This window comes from Cytophagales bacterium (assembly GCA_019456305.1).
GTDB lineage: Bacteria > Bacteroidota > Bacteroidia > Cytophagales > VRUD01 > VRUD01.
Genome location: VRUD01000069.1, coordinates 1 through 24,878, shown reverse-complemented (window position 1 = coordinate 24,878; position 24,878 = coordinate 1). Strand labels below are relative to the sequence as shown.

Annotated in this window: 18 protein-coding genes; 13 read left to right on the top strand and 5 right to left on the bottom strand. The window is 38.3% G+C overall.

Annotated elements, in window-relative coordinates; all coding sequences use genetic code 11:
• Positions 1 to 476: 476 nt before the first annotated feature.
• Positions 477 to 1,748, bottom strand: a complete 1,272-nt coding sequence (locus FVQ77_13640) for a DNA polymerase IV (GenBank protein ID MBW8051353.1) — start codon at positions 1,746 to 1,748, stop codon at positions 477 to 479.
• Between the two features lie 573 nt (positions 1,749 to 2,321).
• On the opposite strand from FVQ77_13640, the gene FVQ77_13635 reads away from it, so the two are divergent.
• Positions 2,322 to 2,585, top strand: coding sequence for a DUF2442 domain-containing protein (locus FVQ77_13635; GenBank protein ID MBW8051352.1), 264 nt, complete (start codon positions 2,322 to 2,324; stop codon positions 2,583 to 2,585).
• A 57-nt stretch (positions 2,586 to 2,642) separates the two neighbouring features.
• Here the strand turns inward: FVQ77_13635 and FVQ77_13630 are convergent, their stop codons facing one another.
• The 3 genes from FVQ77_13630 to FVQ77_13620 all read right to left on the bottom strand — a co-directional run bounded on the left by FVQ77_13630 (position 2,643) and on the right by FVQ77_13620 (position 5,942).
• Positions 2,643 to 4,232: an NAD(P)/FAD-dependent oxidoreductase gene (locus FVQ77_13630; GenBank protein MBW8051351.1), complete on the bottom strand. Its 1,590-nt coding sequence runs from the start codon at positions 4,230 to 4,232 to the stop codon at positions 2,643 to 2,645.
• Between the two features lie 148 nt (positions 4,233 to 4,380).
• On the bottom strand, positions 4,381 to 5,355 hold the full coding sequence (locus FVQ77_13625) for a pirin family protein (GenBank protein ID MBW8051350.1): 975 nt from the start codon (positions 5,353 to 5,355) through the stop codon (positions 4,381 to 4,383).
• 29 nt (positions 5,356 to 5,384) lie between these two features.
• Positions 5,385 to 5,942, bottom strand: a complete 558-nt coding sequence (locus FVQ77_13620; protein ID MBW8051349.1) for a hypothetical protein — start codon at positions 5,940 to 5,942, stop codon at positions 5,385 to 5,387.
• Positions 5,943 to 6,229: 287 nt separating this feature from the next.
• Between FVQ77_13620 and FVQ77_13615 the strand changes: the two genes are divergently transcribed.
• Both FVQ77_13615 and FVQ77_13610 read left to right on the top strand, forming a co-directional pair.
• Complete coding sequence (locus FVQ77_13615; protein MBW8051348.1) at positions 6,230 to 7,120, top strand: DMT family transporter; 891 nt, start codon at positions 6,230 to 6,232, stop codon at positions 7,118 to 7,120.
• A 35-nt stretch (positions 7,121 to 7,155) separates the two neighbouring features.
• Entirely contained in the window at positions 7,156 to 11,343 is a 4,188-nt protein-coding gene (locus FVQ77_13610; GenBank protein MBW8051347.1) for a PAS domain-containing protein, read from the top strand.
• 225 nt (positions 11,344 to 11,568) lie between these two features.
• On the opposite strand, the gene hemE is transcribed toward FVQ77_13610, so the two are convergent.
• The gene (gene hemE, locus FVQ77_13605) at positions 11,569 to 12,678 is read right to left on the bottom strand and encodes a uroporphyrinogen decarboxylase (GenBank protein MBW8051346.1); all 1,110 of its coding nucleotides are present in this window, start codon (positions 12,676 to 12,678) and stop codon (positions 11,569 to 11,571) included.
• A 162-nt stretch (positions 12,679 to 12,840) separates the two neighbouring features.
• On the opposite strand from hemE, the gene FVQ77_13600 reads away from it, so the two are divergent.
• The 10 genes from FVQ77_13600 to FVQ77_13555 all read left to right on the top strand — a co-directional run bounded on the left by FVQ77_13600 (position 12,841) and on the right by FVQ77_13555 (position 24,724).
• Positions 12,841 to 14,490: a M24 family metallopeptidase gene (locus FVQ77_13600; GenBank protein ID MBW8051345.1), complete on the top strand. Its 1,650-nt coding sequence runs from the start codon at positions 12,841 to 12,843 to the stop codon at positions 14,488 to 14,490.
• Positions 14,491 to 14,738: 248 nt separating this feature from the next.
• Complete coding sequence (locus tag FVQ77_13595) at positions 14,739 to 14,945, top strand: hypothetical protein (protein MBW8051344.1); 207 nt, start codon at positions 14,739 to 14,741, stop codon at positions 14,943 to 14,945.
• 12 nt (positions 14,946 to 14,957) lie between these two features.
• The gene (locus tag FVQ77_13590) at positions 14,958 to 15,650 is read left to right on the top strand and encodes a phosphatase PAP2 family protein (GenBank protein ID MBW8051343.1); all 693 of its coding nucleotides are present in this window, start codon (positions 14,958 to 14,960) and stop codon (positions 15,648 to 15,650) included.
• A gap of 13 nt (positions 15,651 to 15,663) precedes the next feature.
• The gene (locus tag FVQ77_13585) at positions 15,664 to 16,959 is read left to right on the top strand and encodes an alanine dehydrogenase (GenBank protein ID MBW8051342.1); all 1,296 of its coding nucleotides are present in this window, start codon (positions 15,664 to 15,666) and stop codon (positions 16,957 to 16,959) included.
• 155 nt (positions 16,960 to 17,114) lie between these two features.
• Positions 17,115 to 18,956 carry a 2-oxoacid:acceptor oxidoreductase subunit alpha gene (locus tag FVQ77_13580; GenBank protein ID MBW8051341.1) on the top strand — a complete coding sequence of 614 codons (1,842 nt, stop codon included), beginning with the start codon at positions 17,115 to 17,117 and terminating at the stop codon, positions 18,954 to 18,956.
• A 21-nt stretch (positions 18,957 to 18,977) separates the two neighbouring features.
• Complete coding sequence (locus FVQ77_13575) at positions 18,978 to 19,244, top strand: DUF2442 domain-containing protein (protein MBW8051340.1); 267 nt, start codon at positions 18,978 to 18,980, stop codon at positions 19,242 to 19,244.
• Positions 19,245 to 19,276: 32 nt separating this feature from the next.
• Positions 19,277 to 20,311 (top strand): 2-oxoacid:ferredoxin oxidoreductase subunit beta, encoded by a 1,035-nt coding sequence (locus FVQ77_13570; protein MBW8051339.1) that lies wholly within the window; start codon positions 19,277 to 19,279, stop codon positions 20,309 to 20,311.
• Between the two features lie 256 nt (positions 20,312 to 20,567).
• Complete coding sequence (locus FVQ77_13565) at positions 20,568 to 21,929, top strand: hypothetical protein (protein MBW8051338.1); 1,362 nt, start codon at positions 20,568 to 20,570, stop codon at positions 21,927 to 21,929.
• Between the two features lie 157 nt (positions 21,930 to 22,086).
• Complete coding sequence (gene phhA, locus FVQ77_13560) at positions 22,087 to 22,854, top strand: phenylalanine 4-monooxygenase (protein MBW8051337.1); 768 nt, start codon at positions 22,087 to 22,089, stop codon at positions 22,852 to 22,854.
• A gap of 55 nt (positions 22,855 to 22,909) precedes the next feature.
• Entirely contained in the window at positions 22,910 to 24,724 is a 1,815-nt protein-coding gene (locus FVQ77_13555) for a DUF885 domain-containing protein (GenBank protein MBW8051336.1), read from the top strand.
• The last annotated feature ends 154 nt before the right edge of the window (positions 24,725 to 24,878 follow it).

Below are 24,878 nucleotides of genomic sequence, written 5' to 3'. Positions count from 1 at the left end.
GTCATCCGATGAATTTGCTGGCATAACGAAAAGGAAATAAGGTAATGTAGTATGTCTTTAAATTTGCTTTGCATATTAGTGTAATTATTAATTAGTGTAATTAGTGGTTTCATTTTTTGTTCTTTTGTATTTATCTCTATTTTCCATATATGCGGGGGGTCGGGACAAGTATTTGCAATAATTGATTCATGGGTGCAAGATAGGAAAAAAGTTATTTACCTAAAAATCTAAATTGAAAAACCGGAATTACCTATAGAACGCGGATGACACTGATTTAGCTGATTTGCGCTGATTTTTTATCTGTGATTATCCGTTTTATCAGCGTCATCAGCGTTCTATTTATAAGATGCTTTGTGAAATACAAGTGTTAATTTTTTCACCCAAAGAGTGATGGTTTAAAGTTTTAATTTTTTACTTTTATTGTACTAAATTAAGGAAGTATCATAATATTTACATCACTTTTCTTTCTTTTTAATTTAGATTTTTAGGTACAAATCCTTGACTGACCCGAAACCAATCGCATCTCTCAAAACCTCCTCATCTTTGAGTTCAATGGCACGCATCAGTTTGTCGCTGCCATATTTGTCCTTGACATCATAAACCACCTTGCGCAGGTTGTTTTTACGAACGTTGTCTTCAAACAAGCTGAACTGCACCATCTCGTCCGGAACAAAGCCGGACACTGTAATTCCCATAGAGGTCATGTTTTTATTGATGACCGGTTCACATTTATGTAAATCCTGGAAGGACTGCATATGCAGTTTAATAAGGTTCATGAGTTCCATACCGTCCTGAACAGCACGCCTCGTTTTAAAGAAATCCTTCCATTTATAGCCGTTCTCATAGGTGGAAACGAAGCCGATATTATTACAAAAAACGCCCTCATTCACCAGCCTGCTTTCGAGTTTAAGGCAAAGCCCGATGAACAGGTCATTGATGGTACCCGCGATTTTTTTTTGCTCTTTCGATATCATCCTTCGCGCCTGCATGCTTTTATAGCGGTGGTTCACCTGGTCAACTTCCCTGAAATTCAAACGGAAATGCCAGTGCAGGCCCACAATGCTTTTACAGGCATATTTTAGCTTTTCCGGGGCTGCATGGCGAAGTTCAAGGGGCGTTCTGATGCCTCCCTGCAGCAGCCGCTTTGTCATACCTGTGCTGATGCCAGGCAGGTCTGTGAGCGTCAGGTGATTCAGTACATCATCAATGTTTCCGGGAGTGATCCTTACAAGTCCGTCAGGTTTTTTGAGGGTAGATGCCAGCTTGGCAAGAAACGCATTGGGCGCAATGCCTATGGAACATTTCATCCAGTCACCCACTTCGCTTTTGATGCCGGCTTTGATCTTTTTCGCTACATCAGCAGGGTCTTTATAAATAAGCCTGTAGTTTGAGAGATCCACGATCGCCTCATCAATGCTTTTGGGTATAACATCTTCGGAATATTTTTTCAGCACGTTCATCACTTTTATATGGAATTCCCTATAACGCTGGGGATGTGTTTCCAGCGGGACCAGCTCCGGGCAGATCTTAACGGCTTCGTTGAGGCGCATACCTAATTTTATCCCCCTCTGTTTTGCTTCAATGGAAGGGGCAATAACAAAACCGTATTTCCCGGTATAGACACAAACACACACCGGCCTGCCGCGAACCCAGTAGTTAACTTGCTGCTCACAAGTAGCGAAGAAGCTGTTCATATCAACGAAGAGCACCCAGGCATCCGGTTTTTCTATGATGGATTTACGGGTCATATGGGGTAAAATTATTGAATTATCTGTTTTTATTATTAATTTGTTAATTTTTTAATAAAATTAATCGTTCAGTTGTATATTCTTCCTATGCCCAAACAGAAAAAATCTACGAGGTTGAAGATAAAAAGAGAAATAAAAATAGAGAAGAAAAATTAAAACAAATTCCGGTCACCAAAAGAGATATTCTTTTAATACCCGAAATTATTGAGAAATATGATATTATTCAGAAAGTTACAAAAAAGACTAAAAAAGGAACATATTCAATTTTATTTATAAAGCAGATAAGTAAAAAATATTATGTGGTATTTGAAATAAGAAGAAAAAAGAAAACGTTAGCCTTAAAAACAATGTATATAAAAAGGTCATCCATTTAACTGGATGACCCAGTAACCCGACAATATGCAAAAAATACCCATTGCTTTACGTCCTAAACGGGGATCGTTACAAATATACGAAGGATATTTCATAAAGTTATATTTTATTGCTTAAAAATATTTTTTTAAAAGAAACTTTAAATAAACTATAATAATTTGAATCAGATCCAAGTAAAATAAAAACTATAATAATAAAATAATGGAAGGGATTTTAGAAATTGAGCCTGAAATAAAAAATGTCACTTTTAAAAATAGAGGGAAAATAAATATTTTTTTAAAAGACGGCAGGGAGATAATTTTACCTTTATTATATTTCCCTAGCATTAAAAAATTATCTGTTGCTCAAAGAAAAAAATGGTATGTTATAGATAATGAATTATTATCTTTTGATGATTCTAATGAATATGTTCATATTGAACAAATATTAGGAAATTATCAAAATTATAAGTTTAAATGTAAATAACAAATTTAAGAAAAGCTCCTTATAAAAGAAATTGGCAAAAAATTTTATGTGAAAATATCATATCACTCGTGATTTTAGAATTGTCTTGGCACACAATTCACCCCCGGAACCCATAATTCCCCCCCCCGGATGCGTCCCCGACCCGCACATCCATAAACTTTTAACAGGTGTGCGGTATTTTGCCCAGCCTGCGACCGGCCGCTGAAAAAGCAATTGCTCAAGACTAAGCTCCCCCTGGAAGATATTGCCCTCTGTCAATCCAAAGTCCTGCTCAAGGTCCCACGGTGTGAGTACCTGGCGGAAAAGGATCATGTCTTTTAACCCAGGAATATACTCAGCAAGCGTATCAACCACAGTGTCACCAAAGGCTTCTCTTTGTTCCGGCCAGTTTTCCGGACCTTCTTTGATATGATACGGGGCATATTGTACAAAGCAGGACAGGATATGTTTGCCCGGAGGGGCAAGCGATGGGTCAATGAGAGATGGTATTACGGCATCAATGAATGGCCGCCTGGAAAACTCACCATATTTTGCCTGGTCATAGGCTTTTTCAAGATAATCAATACCTGGAGCAATGGTGATATCCCCTTTAATATGAGGGCCGGTACCTGGCCTGCATTTAAATTCAGGCACCCTGTCTAATGCTAAATTAACCTTACCCGAGCTCCCTCTCAGTTTATATCGCTTGATATCTTTTACAAATTCCGCTTCAAGGTGATCTTCTCCAACCAAACTCAAAAAAGTACGGTTCGGATCAAGGTTTGAGATCACAATTTTGGCATTGATCTCATCTCCGTTTTCAAGCACTACGCCCAGGGCTTTTCCATTTTTTATGTGCACTTGCTTAACGGGCATTTCAGTACGGATTTCAGCGCCATAGGCTTTTGCAGCATTTGCACATGCCATGCTTACACCACCCGTCCCGCCTTTGGAAAACCCCCAGGAACGGGATGCTCCATCAAGCTCACCCATATAATGATGCAGCAGTACATAAGCGGTTCCGGGTGAACGAACTCCCTGGAAAGTGCCAATGATGCCGCTTACAGACATCGGGGCTTTTAATATATCGCTCTCAAACCACAGTCCAAGGAAGTCAACAGCGCTCATTGTAAGCAGTTTTACAACCAGGTGGCGCATTTCCGAACCAAGGTTTTTAAATGCTTTTCCCAGGCGAAGGAGATTGGAAAGTTCACCGGGATGGAGTGAAGTTATATCCGGTGCAGGATGGTCAATGATTTCTTTAGCAAATTTACCCATGTGGGTCATGGCAACAGCAAATTCGGGATAAACTTCAGCATCTTTTTTGCTGAACCTGGAAATTTCATGTCTTGTACGGTGTGCATCTCCCCAGCGAGCCAAAGAATCACCATCAGGCAAAGGCGTAAATGCACAATCCATCGGGATCACTTCGTACCCATATTTTGCTAATTCTAATTCACGTATTATTTGAGGCCGGAACAGGCTCACCACATAAGAAGCCACGGAGAATGTAAATCCCGGGTAAAGCTCTTCAGAAACAGCGGCCCCACCCAAAACGTGGCGTTTCTCCAAAACCAAAACATCTCTCCCGGCTTTGGCGAGGTAAGCAGCACATATCAAACCATTGTGCCCGCCTCCTATGATTATTGCATCGTATTTTTTGCTCAATTTTAGTTATATAAAGGACATAGTTTTGCAAATTAATTAAAAAAATAATTTACCGCAAAGGCGCCAAGACGCAAAGAAAAAAAGAACAAATTTAGTAACTTTGCGCCATAGCGTCTTTGCGGTGAAAAACATCGAAATTCTGATAAATCTACTTAGCCTCCAGGTAATTAACCAAATCAGGATCACCCATCTTTCCTGCGTTGTAGTCCATTATGCATTTACGTATTTGGTCTTCATTATTCATTACAAAAGGCCCGTAGGAATAGACAGGTTCATTGAGAGGCTGTCCTCCCAGGACCAAAATCTCTGCTCCAAATTGGGTGTATAAATTGATCAGGCTCGCCCCGCGCTGATAAAGGGCTATTTGATTGGTTTTGAGCTCTCTTCTACCTTCTACCTCAAGATTACCATCAATAACGTAGATAAATGCATTATGTAAAGGGTCAGTAGGTATATCCAGCCTGCAACCGGAGTTCATTTTTACATGGAAGTAGAATGCCTGGGACAACAATTCAATTTTAGATTTTGCTTCAAACAATTCACCAAGTATGACTTTAGCAGTATAATTTTCATGCCGGATCATATCCATCTTATCATCCTGGTAGACATTTGTTGATGGGTTTATATACTTGTACCTTGCTTGCATATTGAGCCAAACCTGAAATCCATGAAACTGGCCGCCATCATCATACATAACTTGACCGGTCTCCTCCATATGTATGGCCCCCTTACCTGAACTGAACATCATGAATTCTCCTTTTAAAATCTGTAAATCATGATTGAGACTATCCTTATGATGTCCGCTTCCTGAAAGAAAAAATGTAGTTGGGATGATACCTGCATGAGGATGGGCATCAACTCTTAGCGGTTTGCTTCCGGGAGATAGATCGACCGGGCCAAATTCATCAAATAGTACATATGGTGAAACGTGATCAAGATGATTACCCGCAAAAGCTCTTAATATAGGCAATGTACCGACTTTAGCCCTTTTTGCATTGAGTATTCTAAAAACTTTTCTATTTGACTTAAAATCAAACATCCCTGAACCACCTTTGACAAGCAGCGGGGTGGCCAAGGTGACCCCTACAATGGCAGATCCTTTGATGAATTCTCTACGATCCATTTTATTACTTAGTATCAATTTATATTCTTTTAGTCTTTCTTTTTCAAAATCAAGGCATCTTGAAAAGCGCTTTCATTATTTGCATGTTGTAGAACGAATTTTTGTAAATTCTCAGTCGAGGCTGTCAAAAGAATCGTCCCACCTGATGGTTTTATATGTTCCACGTCAATTTGTTTTTTTTCAATTCCTTCTTTTAACCAGGAAGGATCAAACATTCCAATTGTTAATTTGTCCTTTTCAATTTTGATTTTAGAAAATGTATGTACAGGATATAAATGTATATGATATAAATAATTATCAGATTTTAAGTCACCAGGATAGATATCAAGGAAAAGAAAATCTCCAATTTTGACCAAATGTGCTTCAAAAGTAGCCTGGTTATTGTTTTCCGAATGGATCAGTTTATATTCTTTATCACTTTTCTTTTCAAAAGTCCATGTTTCTTTTGATTTTATTTCAGTCCAGGTACCGATTAATTCTGATTTAAAAATTAAGTCATTGTCTGTATAAAGTGGATTTAAAGACGGAATACATCCACTCAGCATTACAATTAGAGCTACTGTAATAAAATACTTTTTTGTCTTCATAGTTTTATTTTTTTATTAATTGTGGCTAAATAACTTATAACCTTAACTTTCCCACAAAAAGCTACAGATAACATACCACCTATGGATGTTATCTGTAACTTTAGCAAATAGATAGTTACAGATAATAATTTATTTATTTTAAACTTACAAATTTAATTAATCCGATGCAAATATACGAATAAAGAAATAGACAATATAAAAGTAACAGGATGCCGGTTTTCATTAGTATTATTAGTCCCGCATATTTTTTGCGGGATTAGCATCGGGTTGTATATTGGCATCGGATTATGAAAAGAAAATCAAATATTGAATCGTGGCTGCTGTTAATTCTTATTTCCTGTATTTGGGGGAGCTCATTTATATTGATGAAAAAAGGATTAATTGCATTTACTCCCGCCCAGGTTGCTGCTATGAGAATATTTTTAGCAAGCATTATATTAATTCCTTTTGCCCTAAGAAACCTGAAATTAATTACAAAAAAAAATATTTTGTATTTAGTATTTGTTGGATTTATAGGCACTGGTATTCCACCCTTTTTGTTCACAGAAGCTCAAACTGTGATCAATAGTGCAACGGCAGGCACTTTAAATTCTTTCACCCCTGTAGTTGCCTTGATAATCGGATTTTTATTTTTCAAAATGAAGATAAACTTCATCAAATTTTTAGGAGTAACCATGGGTTTTTCAGGAGCATGCCTTTTAATTTTAGTAAAAGAAGGAGAACAATTTGACATTGATCTACACGGTTTATATGTAGTTGCTGCTACGATATGTTATTCATCCAGTACTTTCATTCTAAAACACTTTTTGCAGGATATGAAACCGTTTAATGTAGCAGTATTGTCTTTTTTATTTATCGGACCTCCCGCTGGCATCTATTTACTTTTCGCTGATCTGCAACCTGTTTTTTCATCACATCCATTTGCTTTGAGATCATTTGGTTACATTCTTATACTGGCAATTCTCGGATCAGCAATTGCCACGATTCTTTTCAATACCTTAGTAAAAAAATCAGATCCCATATTTGCACAATCCGTGACCTACTTGATGCCGGTTGTCGCGCTTTTCTGGGGCTTGTTTGATGACGAAAAACTTTCATTTATAAACTATATGGGTATAGTTTTAATTCTTGGCGGTGTTTATTCAATAAATATTAAAATAAAATCTGGCATTGGCTGAAATAAGAACAAACGTTGTAAATTGAATTAAAAATAATGAAACAAACCCTTTTTACATATTATTTTCTGTTGTTTAGTTTATGGGCTACCGCCCAGGAATCTAAATTACAATCAAGGCCTTTGCAGTTTGAACACCTTTCCATGAAAGATGGTTTGTCAATGAACCCTGTAATGTCTATAGTCCAGGACAAAAAAGGGTTCTTATGGTTTGGCACCCAGGATGGTCTGAACAGGTTTGACGGATATAAATTTAAAGTTTTTAAAACCAAGGATGATGATAGTAATAGCATTTCAGATAACTTTATCACTACTTTGTTTGCAGACCGACCAGGCAATTTGTGGATAGGTACATTTGGCGGAGGGTTAAACAGATATGATATAAAGACAGGGAAATTTAAAAGATTCTATAAAAGCAGTTCATCCGGTTATGGTTTAAAAAATGATTTAATATGGTCTTTCGAAAGTGTTCAATCTAAATTATGGATTGGAACTGATAAGGGGATTGTTGTAATTGATCCGGTATCTGAAGAATTTGTTAACATTCTTGAGCAATATCCTTCTTTAGAAAAATTGAGTGGATCAACAGTTTTATGCATATTCAGAGATACTTCCGGAAAACTCTGGTTTGGCACTACGTATGGCCTATTATTATTTCAACCTGATAATGGGAAGCTTACAACTTTTTTGCATAATAACAGGGACCCTAACTCGCTAAGCCACAATACAGTGCTCAAGGTATTTGAAGACAGTAAAAACAACCTGTGGGTTGGAACGATTGACGGCCTTAACAAATATGACCCGGGATCAGAAAGCTTCACCAACTATTTCTTCAAAGAAGAGAGGAGATCAGTTTCTGAGGAATTGGAGGCTACCGGATCAAACACAAGGAATACTTTTAGCCTGATTAACAATTATAGTGGAAATACGATACGCTGCGTATTTGAAGATGAAGTGGGTATTTTTTGGATTGGCACAGATATGGAGTTGATCCGGTTTGATCCTTTAACAGGTGATTTTGTAAACTATAAAAAAGATCTTATCAATCCTACAGGCATTAATGATCATTTTATCCGAACTTTATATAAAGATAGGTCAAATAACCTGTGGATTGGTACTATGGGCAGTGGTTTAAATAAAGTCAATCTCAAGCCTAAGAAATTTATACTCTATCAAAAAAGAGTGAATGATCCGATTAGTTTAAGCGCTAATTACATACGTGCCATACATGAAGATAATAGAGGAAATATTTGGATAGGTACACTTATTGGGGGACTTAATCGTTTTGATCCCCAAAAAGAAAAATTCTATCATTACCCGAAAAGCGATGGCCCTGCAGAAAATAGTCCTAATGACAACAATGTCTGGTCGTTATGCACAGATAGTCGTGGCTGGGTATGGATAGGTACAAATAATGGTTTGAACAGATATGATCCCATCTCCAGGAAGTTCAAGCATTATGTGTACAACAAAAATGATCCCACTTCTATAAGCGAAAATACAATCAGGGGTATTTTTCAGGATAGTAAAGGAAATCTGTGGGTTGGTACGGAAAAAGGTTTGAATAAATTCGATTATGAATCTGAAAAATTTAAACATTATATTAAAAATGAAGGGATTGCTTCGCCCCCCACACGCAACTCATCTCCCGATTCACCTTACTCATCGGGATCTCCATTGCGCTCCGACCTGGCACGCAACGCTGAAATCAGCAATTCAATAAGTAATAATACAGTTTGGAAGATCATAGAAGACAGAACCGGTAATCTATGGCTGGCGACTAATGACGGATTGAATAAATTCGATCCCGAATCAGAGAAATTTACTATTTACAAAAAAGTTCAAGGAAATATCTATAGCCTGAGCCATAATGGCGTGAGAACATTGTATGAAGATACCAAGGGAAATTTATGGGTTGGAACGCAAAACGGCCTCAATCAATTTGATCCCGCATCCGGTACTTTTATTCGATATGATGAAAGCAGCGGCCTTCCGAATGCTTTCATATACGGGATTCTTGAAGACGATGAAGGGCATTTGTGGATAAGTACGAATAAAGGAATCAGCAGCTTTACACCACCCACCTCACACCCCGACACCCTAAAAGGGAAAATTCACCCCGGTTTTCTGAAGCAAGAGGGTAGTTCTCCTTTTAAGGGGTTAGGGGGTGAGTTAGGTGCTTTCAGGAATTTTGATATTTATGACGGATTACAGGATTATGAATTTAATACAAATGCTTGTTATAAAACAAAGTCAGGAGAAATGTACTTTGCAGGTCCCAGAGGTCTGAATCGTTTTGATCCCAGCAGTCTTGCTATTAACACCTATGACCCTCCTATTGAAATTACCGCTATTAATGTGCTCAATCAACCATTTGAGTCTGAACTTGAAATTTCGGAAATTAGAGAGATAACACTTAACTATGATCAAAATATACTCTATTTTGAATTTTCTTCTCTCGATTACACTAATCCCTCAAGAAATCAATATAAATATAAAATGGAAGGCTTCAATAGAGATTGGATATTCTGTGAAAATGTACGATTTACGACCTATACAAACCTGGATCCAGGGGAATATGTATTTAAAGTAAAAGGCACCAATTCTGATGGAATATGGCACGAAAAAGCAAAAGCCATACAGATAATTATCACTCCCCCTTTCTGGAAAACAGGGTGGTTCAGGACTTTGATCATTATCTTCCTGATAATGGCAGTTGTCATATATGTTAAATTGAGAGAACAGAATTTAAAGAGACAAAAACGAATTTTGGAGGAGAAGGTCAAAGAACGTACTCAAAAAATCAATGTCCAGAAAGATGAATTGGAACAAATAAATGAAACATTAAATCAAACTAATATAGAATTGGAAAAACTCTCTATCGTAGCCAGAGAAACTGACAATGCCGTGATCATAGCCAATGCCTATGGAGAATTAGAATGGGTAAATGAAGGATTTACAAAAATGACAGGCTATAATCTTGAAGAATTTGTTAAAGAAAAAGGAAATTCATTGACAGAAATAAGCGGTAACCCTGAAATAAAAGAAATAATTGATGATTGTATTACTAACAAAAAAACGGTCGTCTATGAAACGCATAATAACGATAAATCAGGAAAAGAATTTTGGGTTCAAACTACAATTACACCTATCATAGATAATGATAATGGAAAATTAAAAAAATTGGTGATAATAGATTCAGATATAACAGAAATAAAATTAGCAGAAGAAGAGATAAAACAAAAGAACAAAAACATTACTGATAGCATCAGCTACGCAAGCAAGATACAGGAAGCTATATTGCCGGGACATGAAGAATTTGCTGATCTTTTTCCAGAATCATTTATTTTATTCAAGCCGAAAGATATTGTGTCAGGAGATTTTTACTGGATCAGCCCCCCTCTAACTCCCAGCCCCCCTAAATCGGAGAAACGGGGAATCGGAGAAACGGAGAGAAAGAAAACGAAGCAATTCACCGATTCACCGATTCACCCATTCACCGATTCGGTAAGGAATAGTGGCGGGGGGGATTTAGGGGGGGCTGGCAGGGGGGCTTCTACTGTTATCTTTGCTGTTTGTGACTGTACAGGACATGGAGTACCGGGTGCTTTTATGAGTATGATCGGCAATGCCATGCTTAACGAGATAGTGATTGAAAATGGCATTACTCAGGCCGATATGATATTAAAACAACTTCGTGATCATATCATCAAAGCATTAGGTCAAACAGGAAAAGCAGGAGAGCAGCAGGACGGCATGGATATAGCGATTTGTGTAATGTCTATAGGGAAAGGGCATGTAGGGAGCGGGCCCCGACAGAGTCGGGATTTCGCTGACGCTCAACATGTCTTTTCTCTACAATTTGCCGGAGCATACAACCCACTATGGATTGTTAGAAAAGGTGAATTAATTGAGATCAAAGCCGACAGACAGCCTATAGGTATCTATGAAAAGTTAAAGCCCTTCACAAAACACGACATAGAGCTCCAAAAGAGAGATATGCTGTACATCTTTTCAGATGGGTATGCAGACCAGTTTGGTGGAAACAGCAAAAGCGAATATGGTCAGGGACAAAAGTTTAAGAGAGGTAAATTCAAGAAGTTGCTGCTTTCTATACATAACAAGTCCATGGAACAACAAAAACAAATACTTGACACTACCATAGAGGAATGGAGAGGAAATATTGAGCAAGGTGACGATATTTGTGTTGTTGGGGTACGGGTATAAATAATCATGCAGAGTGAGTAACGCAAAGCGCAAATAACTACAGCAATTCAATAGTAATTCAATAGTAATTCGATCGTCATACAATGGTAATACAATGGTTATACAATCGTATAACAACCGCATAACAACTGAATTACAGCCGAATGAAAGCAAACAATTGAGAAGTATAATTGAGTGTTTTAATTACTATTACTTTGTGCAACTAAGTACTACCTGCTCTATATGCTATGCGATATGCTCTTTTACCGTATCCACAAAACACTTCACTTTCTCTACTTCCGTATCAGGGTAAACACCGTGGCCTAAATTGGCAATATGCCTGAAAGGTCCAAATTCCTTTAACATTTTTTTGGTTTGTAACCTGATCTCGTCAAACGATGAATATAATACACAGGGGTCAAGGTTACCCTGAAGGGTTTTGGCATCACTTATCACAGCCCGGGATTCTTTGATGTCCATATTCCAGTCTAAACCAATCACTTCGCAGTTCAAACTAACTAATTCGCTTCTGGCAAACCAGGCGCCTTTTGCAAAAACGATCATTGGGGGGCGTGGGATGCCTGCCTGCCGACCTGCCCGCCAAAGGCTTACGGCAGGCGGGAGCCCAAAAGACGCAGGCAAGAGGGAAGAGGGAGGTACTTCATCACAAATTTGAGAGATGTATTTTAAAGAAAACTCCCTGTATTGCCCTGGAGGTAAAATCCCTGCCCAGGAATCAAACAACTGCACAATGTCTGCGCCTGCATTGATTTGAGCGTTGAGATAGTTGATGGTGCTTGCTGTGATCTTTTGCAATAAAATATGAGAAAGGCCGGGGTTGGTGTAAAGCATCTTCCTTGCTTTAGCAAATGTTTTAGAACCCTGCCCCTCGATCATATAAGCAAAGACCGTCCATGGTGCACCGGCAAAACCGATTAAAGGTACCTTTCCTTTCAGTTCTTTTTTGGTGATCTTTATTGCTTCAATCACATATTGCAAGTCATTAACCGGATCAGCGATCTTCAGATAATCAACATCTTTTAAATTCCTGATCGTTTTTCTGAAAACCGGCCCTTTTGATTCAATCACTTGATAAGGTAGGCCCATTGCTTCAGGTATCACCAGGATATCAGAGAATATAATTGCAGCATCCACTCCTAACCTATCAACCGGTTGGATGGTAACTTCAGCGGCCAGCTCCGGATTGGTTACCAGCTCTTTGAAGCTTTTAAGTTTTTGCCGAATCGCTCTATATTCCGGCAGGATCCTGCCAGCCTGGCGCATCAACCATACAGGTGTTCTTTCCGTTTTTTCACCTCTGGCAGCACGTAATAGTAAATCATTTTTTAACGACATATTTTAACAAGATTACAAACTATAATTAAAAAATAATAATATTATTTAGCAAAATTTTTTATCATTTTTTTAAAAAAAATGCTATAATGCGTTCCAACTTTTCGGAATGGCATGCTGAGCGTTCAGGCAAACACCGGAACTTTATACTAATTTATAATGCTAATGATACGAATAAAAGACACATTACAAGTATTTGCATTAATCTCTTCAAGGCTTCAGCGGTTGGCATTAGCCCCGCACATAAATTTATTGAGATATTTTTTTTTAAAAGCTGTACCCAATTTATGTGCGGGGTTAGTATTCATTAGTATATTAGCATCGGGTCAGCAAATCACCGAAAATGATAAAGACCCCAGTCCTTCTGACAAGGTAAATCTTTATCCTGGCGACTACTTAGATAAATCATTTCACAAGGAACGCAGAGAAGCATTAAGAAAATACTTATCTCCCAATTCTGTTGCCGTTTTTTTTGCAAATCCTGTAAGAAACAGAGCCAATGATGTTGACTATCTCTATCATCAGGACCCTGACTTTTATTATCTTACCGGCTTAAGAGAACCTCATGCAGTCTTGTTAATTTTTTCAGGAAATCAGGAAGGGGAGGATTTTGAAGAAGGAAATACAGGAAATAAGGAAATAAAGGGAATAAACGGGCGCGTGCGGCCCCGCCTTCAAAAAAATGAAGGCTACAATGAAATTATTTTTGTACAGCAAAGTAATCCATATATGGAAATGTGGACAGGTAAAATGCTGGGGATCAAGGGAGTAAAAAATAAGCTGGGGTTTGAAAAAGTGCTGCCCAATACAGCTTTTAAGAACTTTAATATTGATTTTAAACATTTTGATAAAATACTTTTTCTTAATTTTTACAACGATGTAAGAGATGATCAACAGGATGAAGGGGATTTGTATAGCCTGATCGTTCAATTCAAGAAAAAGATAAACGCTCTAGATCGCGAAAATTATTCCCGGGAATTGCACTCAATCATGAACAGCCTTCGGGAAATTAAGACCGAAGCTGAGCTAAAATTGCTTCGAAGGGCAATAAAAATATCGGCAATCGGGCAAATTGAAGTGATGAAAGCTATGCACGCAAATATGTCTGAGGCAGAGATCCAGGGAATACATGAGTTTGTATATAAAAAATACGGAGCAGAATATGAAGGTTATCCGTCCATTGTTGGTTCGGGAAATAACGGCTGCGTTCTGCATTATATCACAAATAACAGGACCAACGTTGGCAACAATTTAGTTTTGATGGATCTGGGAGCAGAATATCGTGGCTATACAGCAGATGTTACAAGAACGATCCCTGCAAATGGCAAATTTTCTGAAGAACAAAAGCAGATCTACAAGATAGTTTACCAGGCACAGGAAAAAGCATTCAAATCCTGTAAAAAAGGAAATCCTTTTAATGCCCCACATCGCACAGCAAAGAAAATAATTTCCGAAGGATTAATAGCATTAGGGATTATTCAGTCAGAAAGTGAAGTTTCCCGTTATTTTCCTCATGGCACATCACATTATTTGGGATTAGATGTGCATGACAGGGGAAATCATGGAACATTAGAGCCAGGAATGGTAATTACGGTTGAACCTGGAATCTATATTCCCGAAGGGAGTGATTGTGATCAAAAGTGGTGGGGTATTGCTGTGAGAATAGAAGATGATATTTTGATCACTGAAACTGGCTGGAAAAATTTATCAAAACTGGCCCCAAGGAAAATTGATGAGATCGAAGCTATGATGGCAAAAGAAAGCACGCTGGATGATTTTGTGCTGCCGGATATAAATAAGGAAATAGGGAAATAGGGAATAAGGAAATGCAGTTGGCAGTTGGCAATAGACAGTAGACAATATGACAATAGACAATGACTATGACTATGACAAGGGGTGGTTATCATCGGATGACTCTCCAGGTTGTGCGTTTGGGTCATCCGATGAATTTGCTGGGAATAAGGAAATAAGGGAATAAGGGAATATGGAAAAGAATACAATTCTTATTTGTTTGGTCTATTTTCCCTATTCCCTTTATTTCCCTATATCCTTGAACTACAATAATGGTAAGAAAAAAGAAAAAAACAAATAAGTCCAAAAAACCTGATATACACAAGGAACTTGAAGGATTTCAAGTTGCTGTAAACCCTTTTGGAGAAATTACTTCAACGATGGATATTGATAAAATTAACAAGTTTTTAGACAAACATGTTGAAGATAAAAAATTGAAAAACAAGAAACACGATCAAAAAAAGGCTAAAACGGATTAAGAATTACTCACAATGGTAAAACTATTTAAGATCAATTTTTATTTCTTCCTATGCTTTTTAGCTTATTTAATAACTGGCGGAGTGATCTTGTATTGTTCTTCAAAAGGAGATATCGTATTATTTTTAAATAGTTTACACAACGATTTCAGTGATAAGTTTTTTCTCTGGTTCACCCTTTTAGGCAGTGGATGGTTTTTTGCTTTGCTCACTATATTATTGGCTTTTTACAGGCTTAAATATGCTCTTTTGAGCTTATTCTGTTTTTTGGCAACAACGATCATTACACAGGCTTTAAAACATACCATTTTTTCAGATAGTTTAAGGCCCCGTAAGCTATTAGAACAAGCAGCCGAACTTAATTTTGTTGAAGGTATAAATGTACATTCATTCAACAGTTTCCCTTCAGGACATACCGCGGCAGCATTTTCAATTTTTTGTCTGCTTACGCTTTTAATTAATTCAACAAGCATTAAATCACCAAATTATATCCTGGGCTTGTTATTCTTCCTTATGGCATTTCTCGTTTCAATTTCCAGGATATATTTGTTGCAGCATTTTTTTGTGGATACTTATTTTGGGGCTATAATAGGTGTGGTTGTTACTTGGATCTGCTATCACTTGTTTGAAAGGTCAGAAAAGTTAACCGGGAATAAGGTATTGAATAGCTCTCTGGTTTATCATTTTAAGAAAATGATTACAAGGTAAAAAAATAATACTTATGAAGATCGGCATCTTAAAAGAAGGTAAAATCCCTATAGACAAGAGAGTTCCTCTAACGCCCCGGCAATGCAAAGAGGTTATGAATAAATACCCCAACTTATCAATCTCCGTTCAACCCAGTCCTGTAAGATGCTTTAAGGATGATGAATACCGTTCATTAGGCATATCTGTTAAAGAAGAGCAGAGTGATTGTGAGCTGTTGCTGGGCGTAAAGGAAGTACAGAAAAATGATCTTATTCCGAATAAAAAATACCTGTTCTTTTCACATGTAATTAAAAAGCAGCCCTACAACAGGGAACTACTGCGTATCATTTTAAAAAAGAATATTCAGCTCATTGACTGGGAATGTCTGACCGATAAAAACGGCCAAAGGATCATTGCCTTTGGAAGATATGCAGGAATAGTAGGCGCCTATAATGGCATTCTAACATTTGGTAAACGGCAAAAGCTTTTTGACCTGAAAGCTGCCCATCAGTGTGATGATTTAGATGAAATGAAACAGGAATATAAAAAAATTTCCACCCTGAGCAGCTCAAAAAAACTATCTGGTCTTAAAATTGCTATTACCGGGGGAGGCAGGGTTGCAAAAGGCGCTATGGAGGTATTGAACGGAATGAGTATCAGGAAAGTTATCATTGAAGAATTTCTTAACGATAATTTTGTTGATCCTGTATATGTACAACTTCACTCAAAAGATTATCATATAGCGCATAGCGTCCCGGGTTACTCGGCAGCGCATGTCGAAGATCCAGACGCAATCGGGTCGAAGATCCAGACGCAGTCGGGGGGCGCATGGAATACCGATCACTTTTACAAAAATCCTCAAGCCTATGAATCAACTTTTTATAAATTTACAGGTGTGACAGACATTTTAATAGCAGCGGCTTATTGGGATCCGAAAGCTCCTGTTCTTTTTACAACAGAAGATATGCGAAAAGATAGTTTTAAGATCAAGATCATTGCAGACGTAACAGGTGATATTGAAGGTTCTATACCCTCTACTAAAAAATTTTCATCCATTGACGATCCTGTATATGACTACAACCCTATAACCGAAGAATTGGAACCGCCCTTTTCAAACGAAATAAATATTTCAGTAATGGCTATAGATAATTTACCCTGTGAGTTACCCAAAGATGCATCAAAGGATTTTGGAACTGAATTGATAAACAATGTGTTACCAAATATATTCGGAGAAGATAAAGATGGCGTAATAGAGAGAGCCACAATAGCGAAGCAAGGCAAACTTACTTCAAGATATGCTTATTTGAAGGATTATGTTGAAGGAGCGTAGCCCCGCCAACTGGCGGGGTATAGGGCAAAGCGTATAGAGCAGAACATTGCGAAGTGTACTCACAAGATTTATTTGAAATTATTAATCTTTATTAATAGTCTGAATTTTTAGTAATAATTTCTACCTTTGTAAAAAATCTTTTACTTTTTTAAGACATGTCCACTAAAACCGCTACAGTTGAATTAGAAAAAGTTGTAATTCGTTTCGCAGGAGATTCCGGGGATGGAATGCAGCTTACCGGTAGTCAATTTACCTTGACCTCTGCCTTATTAGGAAATGATCTCGCAACATTTCCTGATTTCCCGGCAGAGATCAGGGCGCCTCAGGGAACCGTTGAAGGGGTTTCAGGTTTCCAGGTGCAAATCGGCAAAGTTGATATTTTTACACCCGGAGATAGTGCAGATGTACTGGTAGCAATGAACCCTGCTGCATTAAAATCTAACCTGCGATGGGTAGAACCGGGGGGCACCATCATTGCTGACACAGATAATTTCACCCAAAGAGACTTTGACAAGGCAGGCTATGAGCATAATCCTCTTCAGGATGGCAGCCTGGATGAATACAAGATCATTGAAGCGCCCATTACCTCCTTGACCAAGAAAACCCTTGAGGGGTCAGAGCTGGACATGAAAAGTATCCTCCGGTGCAAAAATATGTTTGCGCTCGGGATCATGTATTGGCTCTTTGATCGCAGTGTGGAGCAAACTGAAAATTTCCTTGAAAAGAAATTTAAAAAAGATCCGTCCCTGGTAGAGGCTAATAAAAAAGCATTGAAAGCCGGTTATTTTTACGCAGAAACGGTTGAAGCATTACCATCTATCTATAAAGTACCCGCAGCAAAAATCGCAAAAGGTAAATACCGCCATATATCTGGCAACATAGCTACAGCATGGGGCTTTTTAGCTGCCCGGGAAAAATTAGGAAAAAAATTGTTTTATGGCTCCTATCCAATTACACCGGCTTCGGATATTTTACATGAACTGGCAAAATACAAGCATTTGGACGTGATCACGCTGCAGGCGGAAGATGAGATCGCTGCTGTTTGCTCAGCCATTGGAGCAGCTTATGCCGGACACCTGGGAATAACTGCATCATCCGGACCAGGAATAGCGCTGAAAAGTGAAGCCATCAGCCTTGCAGGCATGGTTGAGCTGCCTATTGTCGTTGTAGATGTTCAGCGAGGCGGGCCTTCAACCGGTTTGCCCACAAAAACCGAACAAGGTGACCTGATGATGGCAATTTACGGGAGGAACAGTGCAAATCCTGCCATTGTAATTGCTGCAAGCACTCCTTCCAATTGTTTTTACTATGCTTTTGAAGCGGTCAGGTTGGCCATAGAGCACATGACCCCCGTGATGCTCTTATCTGATTGCTACCTGGCCAATGGTTCTGAACCGTGGAAATTTCCCAAAATGAGTGATATGCCAGATATTAAAATACCTGTTCCAAAACTCAACGGGCAGGACTATCAGCCATATTTTAGAGATAAAGATAAACTTTCACGATACTGGGCTATCCCGGGTATCAAAGGGCTTGAACACCGCATTGGGGGGTTGGAAAAAGAAGATGTGACCGGTAACATTTCTTATGATCCGGTAAATCATGAAAAAATGATGAAAATCCGTGCGGAAAAAGTGGCTCGTGTTGCAAACTATATACCAAAGCTTGAAGTAATTGGCAAAGAAAACGCAGATGTTCTCGTAGTAGGGTGGGGCGGCACTTACGGTTCATTATTAACGGCTGTATTAGAGTTACAGGAAGCAGGAAAAAGTGTAAGCCTGGCACAATTTAATTACATCAACCCCTTACCACGCAATACAGAAGAAATATTGAGCAAATACAAAAAGATATTGGTATGTGAATTGAACAGGGGGCAGTTTGTGAACTGGTTACGCAGTAAGTTCCCTCAATTCCATTATGAACAGTGCAATAAGATTCAAGGCCTGCCTTTTACGGTGGGGGAGTTAAAGGAAAGGATAAATAAAATTGAAAAATAAAATTGAACCATTAGAATAACTATGATACTCAATGTTACACAGGGAAAGTACCAGGAAAAATACAAAATCTTACTAACTTTTAATAATGGTGAAATTAAATTGGTTGATCTGAAGAAATCAATTTTTGAAGATCATCGCAAGATCTTTGAACCATTAAAAGATTTAGAGTACTTCAAAAGATTTGAAATTAAATTTAGTACTATTACCTGGGAAAATCAAGCTGATTTTGCACCGGAATATTTATATCAAATAGGGAAGGAATTGGTTAAAGAAAAAGAATTATTATGAATTCAAAATAAAAATATATTAATATAAAAACCATGTCAGAACACTTAGCAGAACCCAAAGAACCCGAAGTTGAGTTAACAAAAAAAGACTTTGCCAGCGACCAGATGGTACGCTGGTGCCCGGGCTGTGGCGATTATGCCATTCTTTCAGCAATGCAAAATGCTATGCCTCAATTAGGTAAAAAGAAGGAAGATTTTGTCTTTGTTGGAGGAATTGGCTGCGCTGCAAGGTTTCCCTACTATATGAATACTTATGGTTTTCATACCATACATGGAAGGGCGCCAGCCATTGCAACAGGAGTGAAACTTGCCAATCCTGAACTAAGCGTTTGGGAAATTACAGGCGATGGCGATTCCCTGGCTATTGGGGGGAATCACTTTATCCATGTGTTAAGGAGAAATGTTGATATCAATATTCTCTTATTTAATAATGAGATTTACGGCTTAACCAAAGGTCAGTATTCTCCTACTTCAAAAACAGGGCTCATTACAAAATCTACGCCCATGGGCTCTCTGGAAAGGCCCTTTAATGCCGGTGAAGTTGCCATTGGCGCCAGGGCTACATTTTTTGCCCGTACAATTGATACAAACCCAAAGTTGATGACCCGGATATTTGTTGAATCTGCCCGGCATAAGGGAACTTCTTTAATTGAAATATTGCAAAACTGCGTTATTTACAATGATAAAACCTTTGGTGAAATAACATCAAAAGAAACCAAGGATGACAACCAATTACATCTTGAGCATGGGAAGCCAATGCTCTTTGGGCAAGAGATGAATAAAGGAATTCGCTTGAATGGGCTCAAGCTTGAGGTTGTCAATCTTAGTGAAAATGGGATTGACGATATCTTAGTCCATGACGCGCATGAATCCGACCCAACACTTCACGCAATGCTTATAAGAATGAATCCGCCTGAGTTTCCTGCTGCATTAGGCATCATCCGTGCCATAGAAGCTCCTACTTATGATGATTTGATCTACGAGCAGATTAAACAGAGCAAAGAAAAGGCGAAGTTTAAAAATATGGATGAGCTATTGAACAGTGGAAATACATGGGAAGTAAAGTAAATCAACGAATAACGAATCAATACGAATTTGCGAATTATATTATTTTGAGTAATTTCCTGTCTGTATTAAGATGAAAATATAATGCTAATATACTAATTTATACTAATGATACGAATTTAAGAAAATCCGAAGCTCGAATTTCGAAACTCGAAACTTTGAGTTTCGGATTTCGAATTTCTAATTTCGAATTTTCTCAAGAATTAGTATCATTAGTATTCATTCGTATATTAGCATTTTTTTATTAGTATCATAAATCATGACACATCCCACACATTTCGTAGCCATATTCGGAGGAGCCGTATCTGGTTCAGAAGCTGCATATCAATTATCAAAACGAGGAATTTACTCCGTAGTCTTTGAACAAAATGTACTTCCCTACGGAAAAATTGAAGATGGATTGCCCAAGTGGCACGTCAAGCTTCGAAATAAAGAAGAGGAGAAGGTTAATGAGAAAATAAAGCATCCCTATGTTATGTATGTCCCCAATGTAAGATTGGGAAAAGATATTAATTTCGAAGATGTAGCAAAAAATTGGGGATTCAGCGCGGTTTTCCTTGCAACAGGCGCCTGGAATGACCGTTTGCTTCCTATTGAAGGAATTGATAATTTCGTTGATAAAGGGCTCTATTACCAAAATCCCCTTGTTTATTGGTTTAACCACTATCATGAACCCGGTTATGACGGCAAACAGTTTGATGTTCATGATGATGCCATTGTAATTGGTGGCGGGCTGGCTTCCATTGATGTGTTAAAGATATTAATGATTGAGACAACACAAAAAGCGCTTGAGCAAAAAGGGCATAAAACAGACCTGTTCACACTCGACAGGGGCATCGACAAAGTGCTTGAAAATCTTGGACTGACCCTTTCAGACCTGGGTGTAAAAGGCTGTACCCTGTACTACCGCAGGCGAATCATTGACATGCCCTTATCACCTCTGCAGACAGATACCCCTGAACAGCTTGAAAAAGCACAAAACGTAAGACAGAAAATTTTGAATAATTTTAAAACAAAATTTTTGTTCCGGGTAAAAGAATGTCACATGCCCCTGGAAAAGATTGTTGAAGATGGTCGTTTGGCAGGTTTAAAGTTCTGTAAGACTAAAATAGAAAATGGAAAAGCTGAACAAATTCCGGATAGTGATGTTGAGATCAAATCGCCTTTAGTAATATCTTCTATTGGCAGCATACCCGAATTGATTGAAGGAATTCCTGCCAAAGAGCAGGTATTTAACCTAAAAGATACTGAAAACTGCCAGATAGAAGGGTATGAAAATGTTTTTGCGCTCGGAAATGCCGTTACAGGCAAGGGCAATATCAATGAATCTCTAAAACATGGGCGTGAACTCTCCCAACGGGTGATGGACAACTACCTTGACTGGCAGGAAGATGATTACCAGGATCTGTTAAGAAAACAAGAGGCGGCTGTAGCAGAAGACATAGATAAAATTGCCGAAAGCCTCAAAAATAAAAACCTCCTTTCCATAGAAAAGATAGAAGAGCTAAAAAGCCGAATTAAAGAATATCAACAAAAATCCGGCTTTGATGGTGATTATGATAATTGGGTTAAAAAGCATTTGCCCAAAAGGCTGGAGGATATGATCGGTGTGGCGCACTAAGAAAACCCCCACTATTATAGCGTTTCATAAAAAGGATAACATTTAACCTATATTATTCCTAAACTTTAAGATGAAACAAATAAAATCCCAAATCCAAAGCTCAAAATCCAAAATAAATCCCAAAACCTAAATCCAAAAAAAAAATAATTCTGAAAAAATGGAACAAATATTCATCCAACAAGAATATGAAAAATATTCAGAAGAGGATTTAGTAGTCTGGTCTATCTTGTTTGAAAGGCAAATGAAAAACCTGCCTGACAAAGCCACGACTGAATTTTTAAAAGGCATGGAAAAAGTGGAATTCAAGAAGGAAAAAATCCCCAATTTTGATGAAGTTAATAAAAAATTAAGACAATTAACAGGCTGGGAATTACAAGCCGTTCCGGGAATTGTTCCTGATAAGATATTTTTTGAATTATTGTATACAAAGAAATTCCCGGCTACTACCTGGCTGCGCAAAATGAGCCAGCTTGATTACCTTGAGGAACCGGATATGTTTCACGATGTATTTGCACATGTACCTTTATTAAGCAACCAGCCTTTCTGTGATTTCTTGCAAGGGTTGAGTATTATAGCGCTGAAGCATATTGACAATGATTGGGCAATAGAATTGGTATCCCGTATCTACTGGTTTACGGTTGAGTTTGGGTTAATTAATGAAGAAGGGAAAGGGGGCAAAATTTTGAACCCTTTGAGAATTTATGGCGCCGGGATCTTGTCTTCGAATGGGGAAACTGACTTTTGCTTAAGTGATGAGCCTCCTAAGTACGTTTTTGATGTAACTCAAATACTGAATTCTCCTTATATAAAGGAAAAATTCCAGGAGAAATACTTTGTCATTGATTCTTATGAGAACCTGTTTCATTCGTTAGACCAATTCGAAAGAGCGTTAGAAAAGATGCTGGTCCTTTCTAAGGAATCTTAAATGGGAAATTTGTATCACGTAATCATGCAACCAAGTAACCATTAAATTTTATATTATGAATACCAAAATAGCATTATTCTTAATGCGCTTTGCGCCACGTGCTATGCGCTACGCGCTATGCGCTTCCACATTCATGCTTCTGCAAGCATGTAATGATCAAAAAACATCAGAACAGGATGAGGCAACCAACCAGGCGATTGCTAAAATATTTAGCGATTACCAGGAATATAGTTTGCGTAATTTTCCGGAAAAAGCGACCTACGATGGTGATCACAGGTACGATGATCAATTGACCGATATTTCAGAAGCAGCCGTAAATGCACGATTTGATTCTCTCAGAAATTTTTTGAAAAGAATAAAAGCCCTGGAACTTCACCAATTAACCGTGGCTAACAAGCTAAACTTTGACCTGTTTAGCCAAAAGCTAGAGCAGAAGGTTGCGTCTGAAAAATTTAACCGGCATTATACCTCATTGACCCAGCAGGATGGACTCCATATCAGCTTTCCACAGATCATAGAATCTCAGCCTGCTAAAACAGTCAAGGATTTTGAAAAATATTTTGCCCGTTTAAAAGGTTTTGAAAAACTGGTTGATGACCTGATCGATAATATGCGAGAAGGCCTTAAAAAGGGATATACCAACCCTGAAATAATAGTGGAAAAAGTATTGGAACAGGTAAAAGGCTTTAAAAATATACCTACAGAAGAAAGTCCCTTTATGAAACCTTTTAAAAAACCAGACTCACTGTTTGAGTCCTCCACAATTAAGCAAAAAAGTAAATTGAGGGTTGAACTAACCACGATCATTGAACAAAATATAGTACCGGCTTATGAAAAATTAGAGAAATTTCTTGAAAAAGAATATTTACCAAAATGCCGGAAAGATGTAGGTGTATGGGCAAATCCTGATGGTGATTTATATTATAAATATGCAGTTAAGAAGCACACCTCTACAGATTTGACGGCTGAACAAATATTTGACCTGGGAATGAAAGAGGTTAAGCGGATCAGCGCAGCGATGGAAGCGCTCAAAGAGGAGATCGGATTTAAAGGTACGCTGAATGAATTTATACAAGACCTTAGAACAAATCCCAAATTTTATTATACTGAAGTAGATGGCTTAATGGATGGTTTCAGGGATATTTTGAAAAAAATGGACAAGCAATTGCCCGGTCTTTTCGGGAGGCTTCCAAAGGCAAAATATGATCTGAAAGAGCTTGAGCTTTATCGTGCCAAATCTGCTCCCCAGGCCTATTATTATGAACCGCCCGAAGACGGTTCAAGGCCAGGTTACTTTTATGTTAATACCTACGACCTGCCTTCCCGGCCAAAATACACCATGACCGCACTTGCTTTGCATGAGGCAGTTCCGGGCCATCATTTACAGATCACCATTAACCAGGAACTAACAATTCCCTGGTTCAGAAAAAGAATGCATATAACCGCTTTTGTAGAAGGGTGGGGATTGTATGCCGAACATTTGGGTTACGAAGCCGGCATGTATGAAGATAAATACCAGCATTTTGGCGCACTGACCTTTGAAATATGGAGAGCTTGCCGGTTGGTTGTGGATGCCGGAATACACTATAAAAAATGGACAAGGCAGCAGGCTATTGACTTTATGAAAGAATATACCCCTAATTCCGAGCTGGATATCAAGTCTGAAATTGATCGTTACATCGCCTGGCCCGGACAAGCGCTGGCTTATAAGATCGGTGAGCTGAAGATCAAAGAACTAAGAAAAAAAGCCGAAACCGAGCTGGAGGATAAATTTGATGTAAAAGAATTTCATGATAAAGTGCTTGAGAATGGGGCAATTCCTCTTTTCTTATTGGAGAAAAATATAATCACATGGATTGGAGAAAAATAGTTGGCAGCGGCAGCAGCAGGAGGCAGGACTGCCAACTGCCGCTGCCTACTGCTGCTTGTTTGTTTACCTGACACCCATTTATAATGAAAAAACCAACTAAAATATTTGCAATCTCTCTAATTGCCTACTGCCTACTGCCGCTGCCAACTGCCAA

Excerpts from the sequence above, each read along its gene's own strand:
- FVQ77_13640 (MBW8051353.1), bottom strand. The coding sequence starts at position 1,748 with ATGACCCGTAAATCCATCATAGAAAAACCGGATGCCTGGGTGCTCTTC.
- FVQ77_13635 (MBW8051352.1), top strand. The coding sequence starts at position 2,322 with ATGGAAGGGATTTTAGAAATTGAGCCTGAAATAAAAAATGTCACTTTT.
- FVQ77_13625 (MBW8051350.1), bottom strand. The coding sequence starts at position 5,355 with ATGGATCGTAGAGAATTCATCAAAGGATCTGCCATTGTAGGGGTCACC.
- FVQ77_13620 (MBW8051349.1), bottom strand. The coding sequence starts at position 5,942 with ATGAAGACAAAAAAGTATTTTATTACAGTAGCTCTAATTGTAATGCTG.
- FVQ77_13615 (MBW8051348.1), top strand. The coding sequence starts at position 6,230 with ATGAAAAGAAAATCAAATATTGAATCGTGGCTGCTGTTAATTCTTATT.
- FVQ77_13610 (MBW8051347.1), top strand. The coding sequence starts at position 7,156 with ATGAAACAAACCCTTTTTACATATTATTTTCTGTTGTTTAGTTTATGG.
- hemE (MBW8051346.1), bottom strand. The coding sequence starts at position 12,678 with ATGTCGTTAAAAAATGATTTACTATTACGTGCTGCCAGAGGTGAAAAA.
- FVQ77_13600 (MBW8051345.1), top strand. The coding sequence starts at position 12,841 with ATGATACGAATAAAAGACACATTACAAGTATTTGCATTAATCTCTTCA.
- FVQ77_13595 (MBW8051344.1), top strand. The coding sequence starts at position 14,739 with ATGGTAAGAAAAAAGAAAAAAACAAATAAGTCCAAAAAACCTGATATA.
- FVQ77_13590 (MBW8051343.1), top strand. The coding sequence starts at position 14,958 with ATGGTAAAACTATTTAAGATCAATTTTTATTTCTTCCTATGCTTTTTA.
- FVQ77_13585 (MBW8051342.1), top strand. The coding sequence starts at position 15,664 with ATGAAGATCGGCATCTTAAAAGAAGGTAAAATCCCTATAGACAAGAGA.
- FVQ77_13580 (MBW8051341.1), top strand. The coding sequence starts at position 17,115 with ATGTCCACTAAAACCGCTACAGTTGAATTAGAAAAAGTTGTAATTCGT.
- FVQ77_13575 (MBW8051340.1), top strand. The coding sequence starts at position 18,978 with ATGATACTCAATGTTACACAGGGAAAGTACCAGGAAAAATACAAAATC.
- FVQ77_13570 (MBW8051339.1), top strand. The coding sequence starts at position 19,277 with ATGTCAGAACACTTAGCAGAACCCAAAGAACCCGAAGTTGAGTTAACA.
- FVQ77_13565 (MBW8051338.1), top strand. The coding sequence starts at position 20,568 with ATGACACATCCCACACATTTCGTAGCCATATTCGGAGGAGCCGTATCT.
- phhA (MBW8051337.1), top strand. The coding sequence starts at position 22,087 with ATGGAACAAATATTCATCCAACAAGAATATGAAAAATATTCAGAAGAG.
- FVQ77_13555 (MBW8051336.1), top strand. The coding sequence starts at position 22,910 with ATGAATACCAAAATAGCATTATTCTTAATGCGCTTTGCGCCACGTGCT.